Raw genomic sequence first — 20,256 nt, 5'->3', positions numbered from 1 at the left:
CGCTGTTGACCGGGAAGACGATGGCGCGGCGGGCGCATGGGAAACGGCCGCTCGCTGCTGCCGGGCGATCTTCTTCGCCTGGGTGAAGAAGCTCCTTGTCTTGCCCGCGCGTGGCGCATCGGATCGGATGCGACCGGGCTTCGGCCGGAAGCGGTTTTCGTCGTCGGCGCTCATGCCAGCGCCTCCGGCCTAAACCCAAGAAAATCGGGCGTTCGGCGGTCATGGTGCCGGTCGAAACCCAGCAAAGCCAAGGCTTTGCACAAGATCACGGCTCGCGGGGTCCAAAAACACGGTGCCGCTCGCGGCTCCCCTAAACAGTGTGCAGACAACAACAATTTCCAGAAGCGGCCCGACATGGTGCCGGCTTCTTTAATCTTGCCCTCCGCTCCTTCGGCCCTTTCTCCGCTTCCTGCCTTCACGGTTCTGCTCCATCCGCTGCCTGATTCCGAACACCGATGGATGCCGCGACCCGCGCTGCTGGCTCGTCCGGCAATGCGAATTTGAGACGCCATGTGCGCCATGCTTCCGCGACCGCGCCGCTGCCGGGAAACAGGTCGTCGAGCGTGTCTTCGGGGCGCGCGGCGACCATCTCGAACGCCCAATGGCAGACCGCTTCGGGCTTCGCGCCAGTGAGGCCACGGCGAAGCGTGATGCTCTCCTGAATCCAGTCCCGCATCACTAGCCGCTTGCTGACGACTGGCTTTCGCGCGGCCTTCACGATGACCGGCTCCCACGCAAAGGCGACGGGGATATTGCGCTTGAACGCGGCAAATCCCTTCACCCAGGCCATCCACCGCGCGCCCGTCCGCTCGACCAAAGGCGCGAGCGTCGCGACGGAGCGCGGCGTCGCGGCGGCGTGCAAAATCCAGCCGTCATAGTCGCGCTCCAGCCGCTCTATCAGGCGTGCATGATCGACCTCGCCGGCATAGTCGGGATGGTCGCGGTAGAGATGCGCGCAGCCGATATAGGGCGGGTCCGCGTAGGCGATTTTCATCGACGGTCCCGCTCCGAAACGGACGCAAACAGATCGCCGGATTGCGCATCGGATGACGGCGCGACCGTCGCCCGGCTGTCGGTCGGCCGCACGATAAAGAGCGGAGCGTCGCGCCAGTCGGGCGGCGGCGGCGGTGGTGCTAACGGTGCTTCGGATGTCGCCGTGCCGCCCAGGATCGGCGCGAGCGCGGCGACATAGGCGCGCGTCTCGGCCGGCAGCGGATGGCCGGTCGAACGATGATCGTCATAGCGACCGGGACCGGCATTGTAGGCCGCGAGCATGGCTACGACATTGCCGTAGCGGTCCCACATTTCGCGCAGATACGCCGCGCCCGCCATGATGCTGTCGCGCGGGTCATAGGGATTGCGACCGAGCTGGTAGCGGACGCGCAGGGCCGCCCAGGTGTCGGGCATGATCTGCATCAATCCCATCGCCCCGGCCGATGAAATCGCGCGCATGTCGCCCGCGCTCTCGGCGCGCAGCACGGCGCGAATCCAGGGTTCGGGGATGCCGAACCGCTGCGACGCCTCGGCGATGTGAGCGGCATAAGGATCGGGGGCAGGACGCGCGACCGGCGCGGATTGCGCGACCGCGACGCCCGGCCCGGCGCAGACGGAAAGCGCCCCGGCGAGCAACAGGACGGCACAGCGCCATGCCGCCCCATCGCCGCTATGACGCCAGCCTGCCAGCGTGCTCGCTACGGTCAAGGGTGCGCGCAAAGCGCCGGCCGATGGCCGCCCCTGACCTTCGCTGCGCGCGCCGGCCGTCTTGTCGCCGAGCGGGACGAAGGGATGCGAGTGCGTTCCCGCGAACAAAGGGATGATCGGAAACCGCACCGATCAGTTCCGATCCTCGCGCGCCTTTGGCCGTTTCCACGCCAGCCGAAAGGTGCGTCCCTCGTCGTCGGCCTGGAACAGTGCCGGACGAAATAGCGCGGGGAAAAGCGGGCTGTCGATCTCCAGGGCGATGTAGTCGCCAGCGCGTTCGCCGACACGTTTCCAGCCGCCGCCGATTTCGGGGCCGTCCTCGTCGTCGAGGTGGATGCGGTAGGCCGGCGCGTTGTCGGCGTCGCTCGGCTCGATGGCGACGAGCACGATTGCCTCGTCGATTCCGAACAGCCGGACGCGGCCGGCGTAACCGTTGGCGGTAGGTTCAAAGATATTGGCAGGCATTGTCAGTCTCCTTCTGGTTGGTGGGGGGAAATGCGAAGTCAGTGCGTCGGCGCGCGCCATTGGAAGCGGCCGTCGCCGTCCTCGTCGGTCCAGAGCGGCACCGCTCGGCCGATGATCTGGTCCGTGGAAATCAACCCGAAATACCGGCCGTCCAGGCTGTCGCGGACTTGCCAGTTCATGAGGAAGATTTCGCCGGTATGGATGCGCTGGCAGCCCTGCCAGACGGGTAGCGCACGGCCGATCCGGTCGCGTTCGAGCGCGGCACCGGCAATGATGCCATCGACGGTGATGACGTGGCCGATCCTGCAAACGGTCTGGCCGGAAACGGCGCGCACGCGCTTCAACAGAGGCACGCCCTTCGGCAGATAGCCGCGCTCGCTAAGAAAGGTCGCGAGCGGTTCGGGTGCATCAGCGGCGACAAGATCAGTCACCTCGAACGGGCCGTCGAAGTCGATTGTGTAGAAGCCGATTGGCGCGCTGGCCGATGCGTTCCAGATGAGTTTGATCGGCATCGGCGTGAGGCCGGGATAGCCGACGCCGACAGCCGCGAGCGCCGTTGCGATAAGGAGGCCGGCGCGCGTCATGGGCCGATCCTACGCCGCCCGATCCACGCGGCATGACGTTCCGGCGTGTAGGCGCTCGGCTCCAGATTCGCGGACAGGCGGTTGTGCGCGTGCCGCCAGTAGTCCGGGGACACGTCGGCCGGGTCGAGGCCCAGCGCCTCCACGGCGTCGATGACGGCAAGCGCGCGCTGCACCTTCGGCCAACCGTCGAGGCGTAGCATGATGTCGCCCCCCGGCCGCACGAAGGGCAATGTCTGAAACGGCTCGCCCCGGCCGATGGCGCGCACGATGTCGATGCGGGAAATGATCGTGCCATGCTCGCCGGCAGCCCAGCGGACGAAGGCGAATGTGCTCTCCGGCGCGAAGCCGACGACGCTGCGGCGACGGTCGAGTATCTGTTCGTAGCTCTTACGGCCGAAGCGTATCCAGTGCTCGACCTTGCGTTTGTCGAAGGTCAGTTCAACCAGCGTCGTGAAGGGCGCAGGCCCGTCCGGCAGCGGACGGCCGTGTGCGCCGCGATGCGCGCTGCGGGTCATTGTTCGTCTCCGGGGATGGGATGGGGATTGCGCGCGAGCGCCATGCCGGGGGCGCGTGTCATGGCTCGCCCTTCGGCGTGGCACCGGCACCACGGCGCGCTTGCGCGCGCGCCAAACAACAAGAGTTAGATTCTCTGTTAGATTCTTCTATAGAGTCCGGCGCGCGGTTTGCGCCTGATGTGCCGATAGTGCGTGCGCCTGATGTGCCGATGGCGTCCACACGGTTTTCAACAGGCACTGTGGATGCTTTTGCCGGCCGCATAAGCAGCAGCTCGCGGCCGTTCTCCCGCTCGATCTGGAGCCGATAGCCGGGGAGCCGCTGGCGCTCGGCGATGCGGCGGATGTCGAGCGCGAAGTCTGACGGCCGCGCGAGGCTGCCGGACTTCGCGTGAAGGTGCGAAACCTCGAACGTCCAGCCGTGGCGCTGGTGGCCGGCGTGCTTGCGCGCGACACGGTAAAGCCAACGCTCGATACCACCTGTGAGCCGGAAATAGGCCGGGTCGATGGTGAGAACTAGCGAACGGTCAATGACGCTGTTGTAGAACCATTCTGGTAGGACGAACTCCATGCCCTCGACGCGGCCGGCGCGCGTCGTCATTTCCTCCCATTCATTCACCCAGGAGAATTGCCGGCGACGCCAATGCGGGCCGTTGCGGATCGTTGTGGCGATGACGGTCGATTGCAGGCGCGCGAGCGCGGCTTTCAGCAATAGATATTGATGATTGCCGGTCGGCCGCCCGATGGCGCGCAACAGATGGTAAGGCGTGAAGCGGAAGAAGCGCGACGTGCGAAGGCCGCTATTCTCGGCCGCGACGATCTGCGAGGCCGCCCATATCAGCACATCGGCGTCCCATATGGTCGCCATGCCGTGTTCGGGCATGGCGAGCACCTGCACCTCGACATCGGCAGCCTTGTAGAGAATCGGCTTGGTGCGCGGTGTCTTCGCCAGCGAGAAGAAAGGCCGCTCCATCAAATCGCGCTGGTCACGCGGCGCGGCGTCGCCCGTAGCGACTATGAAGGGGTCGAGCCGGCTGCGTTCGCTGATGTCGGTCGGCCGCGTGGGTCTATGATCGTCGCGCGGCATTCAGAGCTTGCCCCGCTCGTCGGGCGTGAGCGGGCGAGCGGGAAAGACCGTGCCGGCGTTCTTGTCGCGCGTGGATTTGCGGGTGCCGACCGCGCTCCAGGCTTCAAGGTCGCGAACGGTGTAAAGGACACGGCCGCCGATCTTGCGATAGGTCGGGCCGGTGCCGTAGGTGCGATGTTTTTCAAGCGTGCGGATGGAGATGCCGAGAAAGCGCGCGGCTTCCTGTGTGCGCAACAGGCGCGGCGGCAGCTCCGCATTGCGGCGGATGGCCATAAGATCACCTTGGGTTCGTTGATGTGGCCGCCGCAAACTTCGGCGGGCTGTGGCGAACCTTGGCGGGGGATCGGCGGCGCGTAGCGTGCCGCATTTGCGCCTATGCGCTGGCGGCACCCCTTGGGACGCGCCGGCAAGCTGAAAAGATGATGGATTTCAGCGCGTCATTGCCTGTCGCGCCGAATAGGGAAAGACATCCGGGCGCGGTTCGGCTAGACATGAAAGTGGAGCGGACGCGCCGCTCTGGGGCGTAGTAACCCCTCATGACTAGGAAGGTGTCGCCGAATTGGCACCACTCTTCGACCTATGGTCGGGGAGCCTGCGGCGTATGCAACAGGTTCTCCGAACTAAAGGCCGTGGGGCCGTGTCATGCGGTTACTAACTCCCCGATCACCAGAGTCAGAGAGCACCGTTTGCGGGGGCGCACCGCAGACAAACCCTCTCGGATACGGGGAACAGACATGCGAAAGCCTGTCGAACTCGATCCCGATGTGGACGACGAAGCGCCAGCGGGAAACGACATTACGCCTTACGACGAACAGCACTACGTCACTTATTTGCGCCTTCTCGACGCGAAGGCGGACGGCGCGGACTGGAAGGAAGCCGCGCGAATCGTGCTGCATCGCGATCCGGTCGGCGACGAAACGCTGACGCGCCGATGTTGGGAAAGCCACCTCGCGCGCGCCGAATGGCTTTCACGCGCGGGCTATCGCCGAATCCTGGAACAGGCGGTGGCAGCCGGGCGCTGATCGTTGCTGCAATAACCTACCCGCAACAGGCCGGCGCTCCCGTCTGCTGCGCGCGATGCCTGGGCTTGCAAATCGCGGGGCGCGGGCTGAGGCGCACAACTGCCCGTTCGCTCTCGATTTCGATGCCCGCCACATCATAAACTTGCATCGGATCGCCGGGTCGGCTCACTTCCCAGGTCAGCCGCGCATTCGCGTCGAGTTGCACTCTGCTGCCGACCTTGCCGAGAATCGACCGGAACTTGGTGACGGTCATGGGCGCGTTGCCCTTGGTCAGAGGAATGTCCTCGACCTGCAAGACGGTTTCCCGCCACGCATCGGGATTGCCGCCGCAATCGAGCGTGACGAATGAACCGGCTTTAACCTCGGTGACGTGATAGCCGGCCTGCACCTGCCGTCCGTCGCCATAGGTGAGGACAAGAGCCTTGTCGGCATGGGCTTCCAGAACGTCGAGGATCGCCCCGAGCGAAGCGTCATCCTGAAAATCCGTCTTTAGGGGGCTGGCGTGAACGTTCATGTCCGTGTATCCATATTTCAACGATTCTTGAGATGTTGAGATATTAATGAACGAAAAGCAAGCCCTCTCCGCCTTCGCGGCGCTCTCGCAGGAAACCCGCCTGCGTATCGTGCGCCTGCTGGTCACGGCCGGGCCGGATGGGATGCCGGCCGGGGCCATCGGGGAAGCGATGGATAGCGCGTCCTCGTCGCGCATGTCCTTCCACTTGAGCCACCTTGAACAATCCGGCCTTGTCGAGTCGCGCCGCGACGGACGCTCGATCATCTACAGCGCCTCCTATCCGGCGCTGTCCGGCCTGCTCGAATTTCTCATGCGCGACTGCTGCCAAGGTCATCCCGAAGTGTGCAGCCCGGTCGCGAGCAAACTTATCGCCTGCTGTGAACCTGCCACGGACAAAGCCCATGTCTGATAACACTACGCCCGAACGCATCTTCAACGTCCTGTTTCTCTGCACCGGCAATTCGGCCCGCTCGATCCTGGCCGAAAGCATCCTGAACAAGGATGGCGGGGGCCGCTTCCGCGCCTACTCGGCCGGAAGCCAGCCCAAGGGGACGGTCAACCCGCTCGCCATCGCGACCCTCAAAAATTTTGACTATCCGACCGATGGCCTGCGCTCGAAGGCTTGGGATGAGTTTGCCGGGGCTGACGCTCCGGTCATGGATTTCGTGTTCACGGTTTGCGACAACGCGGCCGGTGAAGCCTGTCCGGTCTGGCCCGGTCAGCCGATGACAGCGCATTGGGGGATCGAAGACCCCGCCACTGTAGAAGGCCCCGAGATTGCCCGACAAACGGCGTTCGTGACCGCGTTTCGCTATTTGCGGAATCGTATCGCGGTCTTTGCCGCGCTTCCCGTCTCCAGCCTCGACAAATCGACGCTGCGAGCCCGCCTTGTCGAAATCGGCCAATCCGAAGGCGCAAGCTCGCCGCGCGGCAGCGCGGCATGAGGCCGGTCATGGACATCATTATCTACCACAACCCAGATTGCGGCACGTCTCGCAACACGCTGGCGATGATCCGTAACGCAGGCATTGAGCCGCACATCATCGAGTATCTGAAGACGCCGCCGACTCGGATCATGCTCACGCAGCTTATCGGGCGCATGGGGATTTCGGTTCGGGCTTTGCTCCGCGAGAAGGGCACTCCCTACGCCGAACTCGGCTTGGATAATCCGCAGTTGTGCGACGGTCAGCTTCTTGACGCGATGATGGCGCATCCGATCCTCATCAACCGGCCAATCGTCGTCAGTCCCAAGGGCGTAAAGCTCTGCCGCCCCTCCGAAGACGTGCTCGATCTGCTGCCGCCGCAGCAAGGCGAGTTTTTCAAGGAAGACGGCGAGCCTGTGGTGGACGGGCATGGTCGCCGCGTGGCGACGGCGTGAGGATGATCCATGTCCACCTTTGAACGCTATCTCACCCTTTGGGTGGCGCTGTGCATCGTCGTCGGCATCGCCCTCGGACATTGGTTCCTCAACGTGTTCCACGCTGTCGGCGGGCTGGAAATCGCCAAGGTCAATCTGCCGGTCGCGGTGCTGATCTGGCTCATGGTCGTTCCCATGCTGCTCAAGATCGACTTCGCCGCCCTCGGGGAAGTCGGCCGGCACTGGCGCGGAATCGGCGTGACGCTATTCATCAATTGGGCGATCAAGCCCTTTTCGATGGCGCTGCTCGGCTGGCTGTTCATCGGCTGGTGGTTCCGGCCCTATCTGCCGGCCGAGCAGATCGACAGCTATATCGCCGGCCTCATCATCCTCGCCGCCGCACCCTGCACCGCAATGGTGTTCGTCTGGTCTAATCTGACCAAAGGCGAGCCGCATTTCACGTTGAGTCAGGTTGCACTCAACGACGCCATCATGGTGGTGGCCTTCGCTCCGATTGTCGGCTTGCTGCTTGGTCTGTCCGCCATCACCGTGCCGTGGGGAACGCTAGTCCTCTCGGTTGTGCTCTACATCGTCATTCCGGTGATCGTCGCGCAGATCGTCCGGCGACGGCTCCTTGCGAGGGGCGTCGCTCCGGCGCTCGCCGCGTTGCTGGCGAGGCTCGGGCCGCTGTCGTTGGTCGCCCTGCTGGCGACGCTGGTGCTGCTATTCGGCTTTCAGGGCGAACAAATCATCGCGCAACCGCTCGTCATTGCCCTGTTGGCGGTGCCGATCCTGATTCAAGTCTATTTCAACGCGGGGCTGGCCTATTTGCTCAACCGGGCCTTCGGCGAACAGCATTGCGTTGCTGGTCCCTCGGCGCTGATCGGCGCATCCAACTTCTTCGAGTTGGCGGTTGCCGCCGCCATAAGCCTGTTCGGCTTCCACTCCGGGGCCGCGCTCGCAACCGTGGTCGGCGTGCTGATTGAGGTGCCGGTGATGCTCTCGGTCGTTTGGATCGTGAACCGCTCGAAAGGCTGGTATGAGCGCGACGGCCGACGCGCCGCTCCCGTCGAGGCGGAACACTGATCCAGCATGGTCCAGGCTCAAGCGTCCGAAAATCAACCGCTGTTGTGCCTAATTGGATAGTGCAGCAACAGCCGATAGCCGCCCCGCATCATTTTCAGGCCGTGCGCGACCAATCGCCGGGCCTGATTCTTCCGGGGATCGACTTCCCAATCTTCCTTGGTTCCGCGAAAGCCGAGCAGCACTTCCGCGATGGTGCGATAGCTTTCGCCCCGCAAGCGAGCGTCGAGCGCACGCAGGGACAAGATATGAAACCGGCGAAGCTGCGCGGGCATGGTGCGGAAGTCTGCACCTGGCGCTCGCCCATTCAGGGATCGCCAGAGGCGGCGCGCAGCATGGGCGCGAAGCTCCATGTAGGAATCCATCGGAAGGGATACGGCATAGAAGGCGGCTGCGTCGGGCACGGCCTGGGGCAGCCAGAATTGATGCGTGACGCCATCGACATGCCAGATGCCATGCCATCCGTCCGCCGCGTGTCGCAGGTCGAGGCCGGACAGATGCGCCAGCGTCACAATGGGTTCGGTCACCCCTTCGCGAGGTTGCATCGGAGACAAGAGAACCGCGTGTGGCTGTAGGCTTGGAATCCAGAACAGGGATTGTCGATCAGACGGGGTTTCGGGATCGCATGGGAAATCGCAAACCCCATCGCTGCGTGAATGCGTCCAGTTGGGTCGCGGCCGGTTCCTTCATGCTGGCGATTGTCTCAAAGTCGCGATGATAATCGTCATGGCGACGAAGATACTCCCAAGCGAAGCCGGCGGGAGGAATAGCTTTTGCGTGCCCGTAAGACGCGGGCGCACGCCAATCAATGCGAAGCATGGCGCACTCTCTCTACTCACGAGCGCGCGAGACAACGCCCGGATAGAGAGTTTCTGAAACTGTTGCTGCGGGAAATAGTCAGATTTATCCGAAACGTTGTTCGGACGGATTGGACGTTTATAGTTAATTTTCTTCTTAACAATGATTGCGTGATTCCGCTAGTCGGCGGATTTTTCTCAATCGCTCCAGATGCGCGTAGTAATACGTGAGCCGGCCGGCACATTTGCACATCGTTCAACAAACCGCTCTGCCGACGAATGCCGGAAAAGCGTCCTAGTCCCTACCTGCTGGAAAAGACATGCACCTCATCGCGTGCTGTCTCCACCGTGAAGAACTCGCCGCTCATTTCAGCGTCCCGCGCCATTGCCTCCCAATCAACGTAATAGCGCAAGGCTTCGGGGATTGTGACGCCGCTTTCGGTGGTCAGCTCCTCCATGAAATCGGCGAGGCTGGCGAACTGACCATGATAGCAATCCTGCAAGGCAGTTTCGGCCTGGTCGATGTCGCCGACGAACTGCTCCAGCAAACCCGCGCCTAGCGCGCCATGCTCGGCGATGAAAGCGCCCATTCGTGCCACGCTCTCGATGCCGGCATACTCGTTAATGGTGACGCCCTCGAAACCATCATAATCATGGATGGCATATTCCTCTGCGTCCTCAATGGGGGATCGTGCGAGCATCGCCGCAATCTCGTCCCTGATCTCGTCGGCGTCCTGATCCGCTTCAATCCACGCCCCATGCAGATAACCGTTATTGTAGGCGGCAAGGCAGGCGACATAGATGCGGGGCTTGCTGTCGGTTGCGCTGGTCATGTCTCTGTTCCTTCGGGTTTGGGGTTCAGAGCAGCGAAGCGCCGCTCCTGAACCCTTGCCCGTCGGCGAGACCGGGGTAGTAAGGTGCCAGACAACTCTTTGGCACCGTGGAATAAATGGAGGGGCACCCGTTTACGGGGAGGAAGCCGTTTATGCCGCGAAAGGTCGGAGAGTTTTCTTGCGCCGCGCGAGGGCAGCGCCCTTAGCTCACCCGACCCAAGCCAATGAAAATAAGAACTAAAAGGCTCCTGCCACGACGGCACGAATGCCGCTGGGCGGATGTGTATCCATCGGCTACACTATCGAGTTATGAAGAAAGATGTTGGCATGCGGATCAGACTGGATCGCGAGCTGCGAGATGAATTCCTCGCAGCTTGCAAGATTCAGGATCGCCCTGCGTCGCAGCTCTTGCGGGAGTTCATGCGGGACTATGTTCGTAAGAACGCTGTATCTTCCGGGGCAAATGTAGAGACGCGGAATAAAAAAAGAAGGTTGATGAACCTGCCAAAGTTGGGGGAAAGGTAATTGACGGAGCTTTGCAAATATAAGCTGCTTTCGCCAGTCTCAGCCGGCGAAAGCGATGATCTTCTTGCGAGCAAATCGCCGGACGATGGGTTGCGCCGGATGCAGGCGCTCCTAGCGGACTGGCTTCGCATGGAAAACGTGGTGGTGCTGACTGCCGCCGGCACGTCATTCAGCGCGGGCGGCCGCCTGATGGCCGGCGGGCGAGCGACCAACCTTGAGTGCCAAGTTCTCGAAGCTGTTCAGCGATGCGCGCTGGCAACGGACGCAGCAGCCATCATTAGGAACCGCATATCCCTATGGCCGGCTGAGCCGAAGCAGGGGCCGGTAGGTTTTGAGGAGTGGCTGAGCTACCTGTTCAATGCTGCGGAACTTTCCCAGCCGGAAAAGTCCCCGATCCGCGCGGTAAGCTGGAAAGGCAAGTACGCTGACGGGAAGGACTCTGATGCTAATCCCGATGCGGCCACCATGGAAACGCTGCGGGCGCTAATCGAGCGTGCAATCTTCGCGGAATGCGCTCTTGAGATTGATCGCCGCGAGCTTTCCGAGCCGGATGGTAAGCAGACATCGGGCCATATCCCATTTCTGGCCAAGCTTGCGGCGCGCGACACAAATCTCGGGCGGACGCATCTCTTTACCCTGAACTATGACACCCTGTTTGAGCAGGCCATGGAGGAACTAGGAATCCAATATTTTGATGGGTTCTCTGGCAAGACAAACGCACGCTTCGATCCGGCGGTCTATGGCCTTGATATCTATTATCCCGGTGATGTCGCGGAAGGCCGTGTTCGCCGTTTCGACAAATTCCTTCAATTCTACAAGTTGCATGGCTCAATTCACTGGCAGGCTGACGCAAGTGGGATCATGCGTGCTCGTCACCGTGACCTCGGATTTGCCGCATCGTATCGGGCGGCCGACGCAGCGAAAAAGGCCGAACAACTTGTCTCCCCGAATTTCGAATCAATCAGCTCGTTTGGAATTCTCCCTACCTCCCAGAAATTCGCCCGGACGCTGGACATGCCTTACGCGCACCTATTCCGGCTCCTTCATGCTCGGCTAAATCAGCCGCAAACTTTCTTGATGGTTCTGGGATACGGCTTTGGCGACGATCACATCACACGAATCATTGAGACGGCGCTGATGAATCCGTCGCTGGTAATGCTGGTGGTGGAGCCGAACCCCACCAGCGCCATCGTCCAGCGGGTTCGCCGCTATCAGAGCCTTGGGCAGCGCGCATTTGTGCTGACTGAGCGGGCGGGCGAAGGTGCAGGCTGCTCCTTCGAGGTGGCTACTTTCGCCGATTTTGCCCAAAACGTCATGCCCGATGTCAAATGGCTGGATGACTACAAACGCCTGCGCAACTTCGAGGATCAGCTTCGCAAGGTTGAGGATCGGCCTTCGGGCGAGCCGGCGGCGGCCGTCTGATGGAACAGCCCCGCGTTATCGGCCATGTGGTCGCCGTCAACGGGTTCCGGCTCAAGGTTGAGTTGTCGCCTGATTCTAAGTCGTCCTCCCGAGCCACCCCGGATGGCGTTCAGCGCGCCGTCGCCATCAATGCGTTTCTGACCTTTGATCTGGGAGCAGGATCGCATGCTATTGGAATTCTCAGCGATCTTGAGGCGCGGGAAAGCTTTGATCCGATGCGGGACGATGAGCTTTCGTTGGAACTGATGAAGCCGCGCCGGATCGCCTCGGTCCAGCTTCTCGGAACTGTCAGGCACCTTGGGAAAAGCCTTTGGAAGTTTGACAGTGGCATCACAGTCCTGCCCACTTTGGACACGCCAGCGGAGGTGGCCGACCCGGATATCCTCTCAGGTATCTTTGCAAGTCCACCGCAGCGAAACCGCCCTTATCTTTGGGACGGCAAGCCGTTCGACTATGCGCTGGAGATTGGCCACCAGACCGGCGACGAGAACACGAAGGTTAAGGCGTCCTTCAACGACCTTTTTTCTCGGCCGCTTGCGGTGGTGGGCAATACAGGCTCCGGCAAGTCGTACACGGTGGCGAGCCTTATCCGAGGCATCATCGAGCACGAGGGATTCGGAGCCGAGGCAAAGGCCGATCCTCACATCTTTATTCTAGATATCAACGGAGAATACGCTAACGCTTTTCTGCCCACAGAGAAGGCAACGTATCAGCGCGAGCCGAATCGGATTTACCTCAACGGCACGGAGTTTTGCCTTCCAGTTTGGCTGATGAATGGCGAGGAAATTTGCGAGTGGCTTCAGGCATCTGAAGCGACGCAAGAACCTGTCCTGAAAGACTGGTGGGCGATTGCCAAGGCTGCTGCCGACGACGGAAGCCTATATGACCCATTGCAGGTTGCTATCGGCAAGATCGACTCTGCGCTATCCTGGATGGACGATCCTCGCTCGCCCGCTAGCGGATCATTCGACATCTTCATCAATCACGCTGAGCAGTATGCGACGGGTGCTGATTGGAATGCGTTCCGCAATTCAATTACATGGTCGGGTACGGATCAATGGCGGAAAATTATAAATGACAGGCAGGTAAGAGACGGCCTGGCGACGATCCGCACCTCCATGCTGGAAAGCATTTCGGCGCGCCAGAATGAAGGGGTCAACTTTGCCAAATCGGCTGACTCGCCGCGCTTCGTCGCGGCAGCGGAGTTTCGCGACCCACGCCTTGTTGATCGCGCGACCGATCAGGAGAGCGGCAAGAAGATCGACCAGTATCTCACCACGCTGAAACTACGTTTGCGGACTCGTCTCGATGATCGGCGTTGGCAATCGTTATTCAGCTATGAGCAACAGGATATCCGCAGCTTTCAGACTTGGATGGAAAAACTCGGCGTGGGTCGGTGTTCTGGTCCGCGCGTCTCCGTTTTGGATTTCTCGATGCTGGCCTCGGAGGTGCTGCCGTTCGCGTGCGCGATTCTGGGGCGTCTGCTGCTCGAAGCACGCGAAATGCTCCGCCCCGACCGGCGCAGCCGTTATCCATGGGTTCTAGTTTTGGAAGAGGCGCATAACTATGCCCGCCCGCCGGGCAAGGTCGAGGATCGCGGTCAGACCCTCTCGCGTCGCGCTTTTGAACGGGTCGCCAAGGAAGGCCGGAAATTTGGCTTATCCCTGGTAGTGGCCAGCCAGCGCCCGAGCGAAATCAGCCCTACCATTATTAGCCAGTGCGCCAACTTCTTTTCGCATCGCTTGCAAAATCCAGATGACATTGACCATTTTCGCCGGATCATCCCGAAACAGGCTCAACGTCTGCTCGATCAGGTGACGGTGCTTGCGGCGGGCGAGGCGATTGTATTCGGTAGCGCGCTGCACGTCCCAGCCCGCGTTCAGATCAAGTTGCCTAAGCGCGAGCCATGGAGTGCAACGGCAGCACCCTACATCGACTGGGCAACGACTGAAGCCTTCCCCTTAATCGATGTCGTTGAGAACTGGGGATTAGCGGCCAAGCCTGAGCACAGTGATACGGCTGCCCAGCCAGTGGAATTGCAGCCGGCTTCAACCGCTACGTCCCGGAATGACGAGATGGATGATGAAATTCCGTTCTGACTTCCAACAACAGGTTTCGCGTTAGCGTTGACCGAAGATATTGATGGATTTCATAGGGTTGACGCTAATTTTCAAGGACTATTTTGGGAGGGCTATGGCGTAAACATAGTTATCATCTTCACCCGGCGCGGTGCGCCATTCTACCCGTCGAACATCCGTAAGGATTCCAGCGTTGCGCGACCTTATTGCAGGGCGCAGCAAGTTCGATCACGTCGAGCGGTGATCGTGGAATGACGCAGCCAGGCTGGAGCGGCGCCTTGTTGTGCCCCGGGCGATGCCCCCGGCATCGCCCGTCAGTCGGATCATCGAAGCATCAGTGCTTGTTCACGCCGAACACGAACGGCTTCGCCGGCTGGAGGAGGCTGGACACCTCGCCATTGAGCGAGAAGATCATCTTCTCGACCTGCAGTTCCAGTTCCGGCTTCCCCGGGCTGTAGTCCAGCCTGTCGTAGTCGATCCAGACCACATTTGGGGCGTAGGTGCTCTCGAAGTAGTAGCGCCCTCCGGTCAGGTCCTGCACCGTCCGGAAGATCGTGCTCGAGACGTTCGGTCGGTCGGGGTCGCCGGAGCCGAAGGGCACGGAGACGTTCCGGATGACGCTGAAGACGAATGCGGCGGCTTCCGCGCGGCTCGCCGGCTTCGGCAGTCCATTGGCGTAGAACGCCGCCCGGACGAAACGGTCCGAGGGCGTCCGCTCGCCGGGGAGTGGCTTGTCCCCGCCGAAGGTGCGGTACTGCTTCAGGTTCTCGATCTGCTTGTCGTAGGTTGGTTCGTTGGTCATCACCGTGAACCGTCTGTCGTGATAGACCTTCGGCTTGCCGGCGATGTACTCGATGACGGCGGAGTCGCCCGACTTGTCCGAGAGCGACAGATGCACCAGCGTCGGGAAGCCGTTCGGCAGGATCAGGGAGTCGATCTGGAAAGCGATGGACTTCTGCGCCTCGACCGCTTCCGCGACGGTCGCGAAGTTGTCCAGGAAGTATTGCACCCACTGGGTGACGCCGATGCCCTCCAGCCTGCGATCCCGTTTGCCGTAGTCGGATTCTCCGGCCAGGTAGAGGATCTGCGCGCTCAGCCCTTTCTCGTTCACGCCCTCATGGGTGGCGAGGTCGTAGCCGGTAATCACGAGGCTGCCGTACTTCGAGGTCCACTTGTGGGGGTTCTCGGCGACCGCCCCCGTCCGGTCCATCCCGCGCGGATAGACCCGAAACGCCGAGTTGGCCTTCTCGGTCCAGTCCTGCGCCCGACCCACCAACACCTGGTTGTCCTGCGAGGCCCAGAGGACCCGCGTGCACGGCAGGGCAGCCTCGGTCGATAGCAGACCCACTAGAGCAGCGGCCAGGACACGATTGAGGTTCTTCGACATCGAACACCTTCCTGTTGGCAGAGTTTCGCAGCCTTTCAGCTTGCAAGTCAGGCCGACGGCGAGCGCTCGACCGCTGTACAGCTCAAGGTCCTGAGAGCCGGGATGTTATCCGGCGGAGTGCGCCGCGCAGCAGCAAAGCCGCGGGGCGGCACTTTTTTTTCCTGGTGAGTTCAGCCGGACGTGGCCGGCCACGCGGCGAAGCAGGCCTTGTCGAGCTCCGTGGCAAGCGCGGGCTTGCGGGCCAGCAGCGCCATCACCTCGAGCGCCAGCGTCCAGCGCGTGATCATCGCCGAGGCCATTCGCCCGACCCTTTCGCGGGCCAGCGGCGTGCACGCGACAGTGTCCCCGTCCGTCATCCAGCCGGTACGCGCGGCGCGCATCAAGGTGTTTCGGATGGTCATGGCGGTCACGCCGGTGCGTGCGGCCGCTGCTGCCACCACAGCGGCCCGGTGCTTCGGTCCTTCGAGCAAGCCGTCGAGCACAAGGTAGGCGAAGCTGCGGCGCAGGAAGAGCGGGTCGGGCGGCGTGCCCGGCGGCCCATACGAGGTCAGCAGCATCCGACAGCGCAATCGCTCGAAGGCAGGTTTCGCCGCGGGTGGCAGTTCGGGCACGGGCTCGACGATCGCCTCCGCCACCGCAGAGAGATAACCGGCATTGCGCGCCTCGATCGCGGCGACGACACCCGGTGACAGGTCGAGCAGCAGCCCGCGCGTGCCTGCAGCCGGCTTCGTCCGAATGAGATCGCCAGTGGCGACGGCGCGCTTCAACGTGTTCCGCACCATGCGCTCCGACAGTCCGCACAGGCGCGGCAGGTCCCGCGGCGCAACCGGAAGCGGCGATCCGTTCAGCCACGAGGAGCGCAATGCGAGGGCCGTGAGCAGCAGCACGTATGCCTGCTCGCGCAGCCAGAACCGCGCATGGCGGTCGCGGCCGTTCATGTAGCGGATGCGCGGATCGGCCATCAGTCGCCGCACCGGCGGCGAGTCGATCTCTGCTGGCGGTGGACCGTCCGGCAGGACCATGCCGTTCGCGCAGGCCGCCCAGTGCAGCCGCAGGATGCGACCGACCAGGACCTGGAGCCTCACAGCATCCTCCGCCATCAGGGCTTCCCGATCGGTCCGGAGCCTGTCGTTGACCATGCCAGTCGAGGTGATGGCAGGGAACGCCATGGCCGCTACGCTCTCCGGACGACCCTGCCCGGCAGCGTGATCCTGAACGACGCTCCCGTCGGGGTCTCGAGCAACTCGATCCGCCCGCTGTGGGCGGCGACCAGTTCAGCGGCGATGGCGAGGCCGAGGCCCGTGCCGCCCGGCCGGGTCGAGGACTGGAACGCCTCGAACAGGTGCTCGCGCGCCCGCACGGGAACGCCGGGCCCGGTGTCGGACACCTCGATCTCGATGGTGTCCCCGGCCCGGCGCGCGGCGACGGTGATGACCTTCGCTCCGACGGCGTCGGTGTCCGTCAGCACCTGAACGGCGTTGCGGCCGAGGTTCAGGAGCACGCGCGAGAGTTGTTCGGGGTCCGCATCCACGCCGAGCCCGGGCGGCACCAGGTTGACGAGCGTCACCGGGTGCCCCTCGCCGAGCCCCAGCAGGTCGCGCAGGTCATCCACCATCGGCGAGACGAGCACCGTCTGCTTCTGGGGCGGGCGCTCCACCACCTTTCCGTAGGCGAGCGTCGATCGACACAGGCCGATCGCGCGGTCGAGCGCGGAAACGATGCGCGGAGCAAGCCGCTGCACCGTGGGGTCGCCCACCGCCGCGAGCCGGTCGGAGAAGAGCTGGGCTGATGCCAGGATGTTGCGCAGGTCGTGGCTGATCTTGCTGACGGCGAGTCCCAGCGCGGCGAGGTGCTTCTTTTCCCGCAGTTCGGTGGCGAGCACCCACTGCATGGTCGACAGCGCGCGCTCGGCGAGGCCGATCTCGTCGCCGCGCGACGAGGGCGTGATCACCAGCGACGTGTTCTCCGGGTCCCGTCCGAACTCGATGATGCTCGACGTCAAGCGGCGGACGGGCGCGACGATGAGCCGATGCAGCGCGATGAGCACGAGCAGCGCGGTGATCGCGGAGATGATCAGCGACAGGATCAGGATGTTGATCGAATAGCGCACCATCGCGTCGCGCAGGGGCCGCTCGTCGAGGACGAGTTCGACGAACTCGACGTCGTCCGTGCCCGGGCCGACCACCCGGATGGCGCGCGGCTGCTTCGAGACGAGGGTCTCGAGCGCGTCGACGGCGAGGCTCCATGGCGTGGCGGCCCGCATGTCGACGTCATGGTCGATCGCGGGCGGCATGTCGGTGACGGCCAGCAGCCGGCGGGCACCACCCGAGCGGATGGCGACGCTGACCGCTCCCACCTGCGCCACGAGCTTGCGCTCGAGTTCGATCGGCACGGCACCTGTCGGCGAGGCATCGAGGACCATCGCGGCGATCTGGGCGACGGCGATCCGGTCGTTGAGCCACGTTCGGCGGAAGTTTGCGATCGACGGGACGTAGATCAGCACCTCCGCCAGCATGACGAAGAGGATGGTGAGGACGAGCAGCCGTGCCGACAGGCCGGGGACGCGCCGGACGGGCGCGACATCCGGCTCGGTGGGTGGCGCGTCCGTCTTCATGGCCGCTAGCCGAAGATCCGCAGGAAGCGCAGCAGCCGGCCCACGGCCGGCCGTCGCGCCTCGCTGGCGTAGAAGGAGACGGCCGCCCGCTTCGAGGCCTCCGAGAACGTCGGATAGGGAACGATCAGGTCCCTGAGGTCTGCGACGTCCATCCCCTTCTGGACCGCGAGGGTCCAGGGAACGATGAGTTCGCCCGCACGCGCCCCGACGATGGCCGCGCCGAGGATGCGACCCTTGCGGTCGACCACCGCCTTGACCTCGCCCACCGTCTGGCGCTCGGCCTGGGCCCGGTCGTTCTCGGCGAAGGGGAACCGCAGCGTCCGCACGCGGGCATCGCGGGCCCGGGCCTCGTCCTCGGACAGGCCGACCGTGGCCACCTCCGGGTCCGTGTAGACCACCCGCGGCACAACCGCCTTGCTGACGTCGACCGGAGTCCGGAACAGCGCGCTGCGGATGACGAGGCCGGCGTGGTGGGCAGCGACATGCGTCAGGCGGTCTCCCGCGAAGGGGCCGCCGGCGCAATCGCCGATGGCGTAGACCCGGCGGTTGGAGGTGCGCAGCCCCTTGTCGACGAGAATCCCGGTGCGGTCATGCCGGATGCCGGCCTTGTCGAGGTCGAGCGTGTCGGTGGTGGGGCGGCGGCCGGCCGCGACGAGGAGATGCGTGCCCTCGACCGCGGTCCCGTCCCCCAGGAAGACCCTCACGCCGCCCGCCCAGTCCTCGACCCGGGACACGGCGGCGCCCTCCCGGATCGCGACCCCCTCGCCCTCGAGGCAGGCGAGCAGGTGGCTGGTGATCTCGCGGTCGACCCGGCCGAGCGCGGCGCCGGGCTCCAGGATCGTCACGCGCGAGCCTAGCCTCGCATGGGCTTGGCCGAGTTCCAGCCCCACTGGGCCCGCGCCGAGGATCACGAGATGGTCGGGCCGGCTCGTGAGACCGAAGATCGTCTCGTTGGTGAGGTACGGAGCCTCGGCCAGACCCGGAATGTCCGGAACGGCAGGTCGAGACCCCGTGGCGACGACGAAGCGGCGGGCGCGAATGCGGCGTTCCCCCACGGCGAGGGTCCGGGCGTCGAGAAAGCGCGCCTCTCCTTCGATCACGGTCGCGCCGAGCGCCCGGTACCTTTCTGCAGAGTCGTTGGGCGCAATCGCGGCGATGACGTCATGCACGTGGCGGTGCACGCGCTCGAAATCCACCTTCGCGCGAGAGGCAGGCAGGCCGAACACGCCGGTCGTCCGGGCCCCCTGCACCGCGTGGGCCGCGGCGAGCAGCGCCTTGGAGGGCACGCAGCCGACGTTCAGGCACTCGCCTCCCATCTCGCCCTTCTCGACGAGCACGACGGGTACGCCGAGACCGGCCGCGACGACCGCCACGGAGAGCCCGGCGGCACCGGCGCCGACGACGCAGAGATCGGGCCGCAGGTCCTCGCTCAAGGCAGCGTCTCCGGGGGCAGGGCAGCAGGCATCGCCGCGGATCGGGACCGGCGCCAGCGCCGGAGGAGAACGGGAAGGATGGCGAGCAGGCCGAGGCCGGCAAGGGCCACGAGCATGCCCGGCGTCAGGATGTTGCGTGGCGCGAGGTCCAACCCGCAATCGAGCCGCCGGGCCGCGCGGCAGGCCTCGAAGGCCCCCTTCTGGACCGCGACGACGCCATCGAGCGCAGCCCCCGCACTGGCGTAGACGAAGGTGCCGGGAACGATCCCGATCGCCGTTGCGGCAAGGAACTGCCTCAGCCGGATGCCGACGATCCCGGCGGCGATGTTCACCAGCCAGAACGGGAACACGGGAACGAGGCGCAGGAAGAGAAGGTAGTTGACCGCGTCCTCGCGGAACCCCGCCATCAGCCCACGCAACCGCGGTCCGCCCCGCCCTGCGAGCCAGTTCCCCAACGTCGTCCGGGCCACGAGGAAGAGAATGGTTCCGCCGGCGATGGATCCCACCATGGCCGCGAACCCGCCCGCAAGCCACCCGAACAGGAGCCCTCCCACGATCGTCAGGGCCGCGGCGCCCGGGAGGGACACCGCCACCGCGGCCGTGTAGACGGCCACGTAACCGGCGATGGTGGCCACGGGATGAGCGGCGACGGAGGCGCGCAGGGAATCATAGTGAGCCAGCAGCCATTCCGCCGAACCGAACCGGCGCGACAGGACGAGGCCGGCGGCGAACAGCACGCCCAGGACGAGGAGCGGAACGGCCCTGCGGAGGGGGAACCGGGGGGGCCGGCCCGCCTGCCTGTCATCCGATGGGGCCGGACGGCCCGCCTGCTGCATCGCGGT

Annotated in this window: 23 protein-coding genes; 7 read left to right on the top strand and 16 right to left on the bottom strand. The window is 63.9% G+C overall.

Features of this window, described 5'->3' with window-relative positions:
- Nucleotides 1–415: 415 nt before the first annotated feature.
- Genes ACX9GQ_RS07025 through ACX9GQ_RS06995 form a run of 7 tightly spaced genes read right to left on the bottom strand, consistent with a single transcriptional unit; the run spans nucleotide 416 to nucleotide 4,622 of the window.
- Nucleotides 416–994: a hypothetical protein gene (locus ACX9GQ_RS07025; RefSeq protein ID WP_459628643.1), complete on the bottom strand. Its 579-nt coding sequence runs from the start codon at nucleotides 992–994 to the stop codon at nucleotides 416–418.
- The gene (locus tag ACX9GQ_RS07020) at nucleotides 991–1,830 is read right to left on the bottom strand and encodes a lytic transglycosylase domain-containing protein (RefSeq protein WP_459628642.1); all 840 of its coding nucleotides are present in this window, start codon (nucleotides 1,828–1,830) and stop codon (nucleotides 991–993) included. Before ACX9GQ_RS07020 ends, ACX9GQ_RS07025 begins: the two co-directional genes overlap by 4 nt.
- A 3-nt stretch (nucleotides 1,831–1,833) precedes the next feature.
- The gene (locus tag ACX9GQ_RS07015; protein WP_459628641.1) at nucleotides 1,834–2,226 is read right to left on the bottom strand and encodes a DUF736 domain-containing protein; all 393 of its coding nucleotides are present in this window, start codon (nucleotides 2,224–2,226) and stop codon (nucleotides 1,834–1,836) included.
- Entirely contained in the window at nucleotides 2,205–2,750 is a 546-nt protein-coding gene (locus ACX9GQ_RS07010; protein ID WP_459628640.1) for a S26 family signal peptidase, read from the bottom strand. The genes ACX9GQ_RS07015 and ACX9GQ_RS07010 overlap by 22 nt, the downstream gene beginning before the upstream one ends.
- On the bottom strand, nucleotides 2,747–3,265 hold the full coding sequence (locus ACX9GQ_RS07005) for a DUF2840 domain-containing protein (RefSeq protein WP_459628639.1): 519 nt from the start codon (nucleotides 3,263–3,265) through the stop codon (nucleotides 2,747–2,749). The genes ACX9GQ_RS07010 and ACX9GQ_RS07005 overlap by 4 nt, the downstream gene beginning before the upstream one ends.
- Before the next feature lie 58 nt (nucleotides 3,266–3,323).
- Nucleotides 3,324–4,349: a replication initiator protein A gene (locus tag ACX9GQ_RS07000; RefSeq protein WP_459628638.1), complete on the bottom strand. Its 1,026-nt coding sequence runs from the start codon at nucleotides 4,347–4,349 to the stop codon at nucleotides 3,324–3,326.
- Entirely contained in the window at nucleotides 4,350–4,622 is a 273-nt protein-coding gene (locus ACX9GQ_RS06995; protein WP_233026536.1) for a helix-turn-helix transcriptional regulator, read from the bottom strand. It lies immediately after the preceding gene.
- 461 nt (nucleotides 4,623–5,083) lie between these two features.
- Between ACX9GQ_RS06995 and ACX9GQ_RS06990 the strand changes: the two genes are divergently transcribed.
- Nucleotides 5,084–5,371 (top strand): DNA -binding domain-containing protein, encoded by a 288-nt coding sequence (locus tag ACX9GQ_RS06990; RefSeq protein ID WP_459628637.1) that lies wholly within the window; start codon nucleotides 5,084–5,086, stop codon nucleotides 5,369–5,371.
- A gap of 16 nt (nucleotides 5,372–5,387) precedes the next feature.
- On the opposite strand, the gene ACX9GQ_RS06985 is transcribed toward ACX9GQ_RS06990, so the two are convergent.
- Entirely contained in the window at nucleotides 5,388–5,885 is a 498-nt protein-coding gene (locus ACX9GQ_RS06985) for a DUF6428 family protein (RefSeq protein ID WP_459628636.1), read from the bottom strand.
- Nucleotides 5,886–5,931: 46 nt separating this feature from the next.
- On the opposite strand from ACX9GQ_RS06985, the gene ACX9GQ_RS06980 reads away from it, so the two are divergent.
- From ACX9GQ_RS06980 to arsB, 4 genes are read left to right on the top strand one after another with little or no spacing between them, the layout of a single operon-like run.
- Nucleotides 5,932–6,294: an ArsR/SmtB family transcription factor gene (locus ACX9GQ_RS06980; protein WP_459628635.1), complete on the top strand. Its 363-nt coding sequence runs from the start codon at nucleotides 5,932–5,934 to the stop codon at nucleotides 6,292–6,294.
- Nucleotides 6,287–6,829: an arsenate reductase ArsC gene (locus ACX9GQ_RS06975; RefSeq protein WP_459628634.1), complete on the top strand. Its 543-nt coding sequence runs from the start codon at nucleotides 6,287–6,289 to the stop codon at nucleotides 6,827–6,829. The genes ACX9GQ_RS06980 and ACX9GQ_RS06975 overlap by 8 nt, the downstream gene beginning before the upstream one ends.
- Before the next feature lie 8 nt (nucleotides 6,830–6,837).
- On the top strand, nucleotides 6,838–7,263 hold the full coding sequence (gene arsC, locus ACX9GQ_RS06970) for an arsenate reductase (glutaredoxin) (protein ID WP_459628633.1): 426 nt from the start codon (nucleotides 6,838–6,840) through the stop codon (nucleotides 7,261–7,263).
- A gap of 9 nt (nucleotides 7,264–7,272) precedes the next feature.
- A complete protein-coding gene (gene arsB / locus ACX9GQ_RS06965; protein WP_459628632.1) occupies nucleotides 7,273–8,328 on the top strand; it encodes an ACR3 family arsenite efflux transporter in 1,056 nt (351 codons plus the stop codon).
- 32 nt (nucleotides 8,329–8,360) lie between these two features.
- Here arsB and ACX9GQ_RS06960 read toward each other — a convergent pair whose 3' ends face one another.
- The 3 genes from ACX9GQ_RS06960 to ACX9GQ_RS06950 form a co-directional block, all read right to left on the bottom strand.
- Nucleotides 8,361–8,870 carry a DUF2285 domain-containing protein gene (locus tag ACX9GQ_RS06960; RefSeq protein ID WP_459628631.1) on the bottom strand — a complete coding sequence of 170 codons (510 nt, stop codon included), beginning with the start codon at nucleotides 8,868–8,870 and terminating at the stop codon, nucleotides 8,361–8,363.
- Between the two features lie 58 nt (nucleotides 8,871–8,928).
- On the bottom strand, nucleotides 8,929–9,144 hold the full coding sequence (locus tag ACX9GQ_RS06955; protein ID WP_459628630.1) for a transcriptional regulator domain-containing protein: 216 nt from the start codon (nucleotides 9,142–9,144) through the stop codon (nucleotides 8,929–8,931).
- Nucleotides 9,145–9,424: 280 nt separating this feature from the next.
- The gene (locus ACX9GQ_RS06950) at nucleotides 9,425–9,955 is read right to left on the bottom strand and encodes an antirestriction protein ArdA (protein ID WP_459628629.1); all 531 of its coding nucleotides are present in this window, start codon (nucleotides 9,953–9,955) and stop codon (nucleotides 9,425–9,427) included.
- A gap of 525 nt (nucleotides 9,956–10,480) precedes the next feature.
- On the opposite strand from ACX9GQ_RS06950, the gene ACX9GQ_RS06945 reads away from it, so the two are divergent.
- Together ACX9GQ_RS06945 and ACX9GQ_RS06940 are read left to right on the top strand one after the other, a co-directional pair.
- The gene (locus ACX9GQ_RS06945; protein ID WP_459628628.1) at nucleotides 10,481–11,902 is read left to right on the top strand and encodes an SIR2 family protein; all 1,422 of its coding nucleotides are present in this window, start codon (nucleotides 10,481–10,483) and stop codon (nucleotides 11,900–11,902) included.
- Nucleotides 11,902–14,001, top strand: a complete 2,100-nt coding sequence (locus tag ACX9GQ_RS06940; RefSeq protein ID WP_459628627.1) for an ATP-binding protein — start codon at nucleotides 11,902–11,904, stop codon at nucleotides 13,999–14,001. Before ACX9GQ_RS06945 ends, ACX9GQ_RS06940 begins: the two co-directional genes overlap by 1 nt.
- A 313-nt stretch (nucleotides 14,002–14,314) precedes the next feature.
- On the opposite strand, the gene ACX9GQ_RS06935 is transcribed toward ACX9GQ_RS06940, so the two are convergent.
- The 5 genes from ACX9GQ_RS06935 to ACX9GQ_RS06915 all read right to left on the bottom strand — a co-directional run bounded on the left by ACX9GQ_RS06935 (nucleotide 14,315) and on the right by ACX9GQ_RS06915 (nucleotide 20,151).
- On the bottom strand, nucleotides 14,315–15,367 hold the full coding sequence (locus ACX9GQ_RS06935) for a linear amide C-N hydrolase (RefSeq protein WP_459628813.1): 1,053 nt from the start codon (nucleotides 15,365–15,367) through the stop codon (nucleotides 14,315–14,317).
- Between the two features lie 170 nt (nucleotides 15,368–15,537).
- On the bottom strand, nucleotides 15,538–16,536 hold the full coding sequence (locus tag ACX9GQ_RS06930) for a hypothetical protein (protein WP_459628812.1): 999 nt from the start codon (nucleotides 16,534–16,536) through the stop codon (nucleotides 15,538–15,540).
- A 5-nt stretch (nucleotides 16,537–16,541) separates the two neighbouring features.
- Nucleotides 16,542–17,981 carry an ATP-binding protein gene (locus ACX9GQ_RS06925; RefSeq protein ID WP_459628811.1) on the bottom strand — a complete coding sequence of 480 codons (1,440 nt, stop codon included), beginning with the start codon at nucleotides 17,979–17,981 and terminating at the stop codon, nucleotides 16,542–16,544.
- 5 nt (nucleotides 17,982–17,986) lie between these two features.
- A complete protein-coding gene (locus ACX9GQ_RS06920) occupies nucleotides 17,987–19,414 on the bottom strand; it encodes a dihydrolipoyl dehydrogenase family protein (RefSeq protein WP_459628810.1) in 1,428 nt (475 codons plus the stop codon).
- Nucleotides 19,411–20,151 carry a TVP38/TMEM64 family protein gene (locus tag ACX9GQ_RS06915; RefSeq protein ID WP_459628809.1) on the bottom strand — a complete coding sequence of 247 codons (741 nt, stop codon included), beginning with the start codon at nucleotides 20,149–20,151 and terminating at the stop codon, nucleotides 19,411–19,413. Before ACX9GQ_RS06915 ends, ACX9GQ_RS06920 begins: the two co-directional genes overlap by 4 nt.
- Between the last annotated feature and the right edge of the window lie 105 nt (nucleotides 20,152–20,256).

It is taken from the genome of Alsobacter sp. R-9 (genome assembly GCF_054612375.1).
Note: the sequence above shows the minus strand (reverse complement) of the source record. Positions and strands in the feature narration are given on the sequence as shown.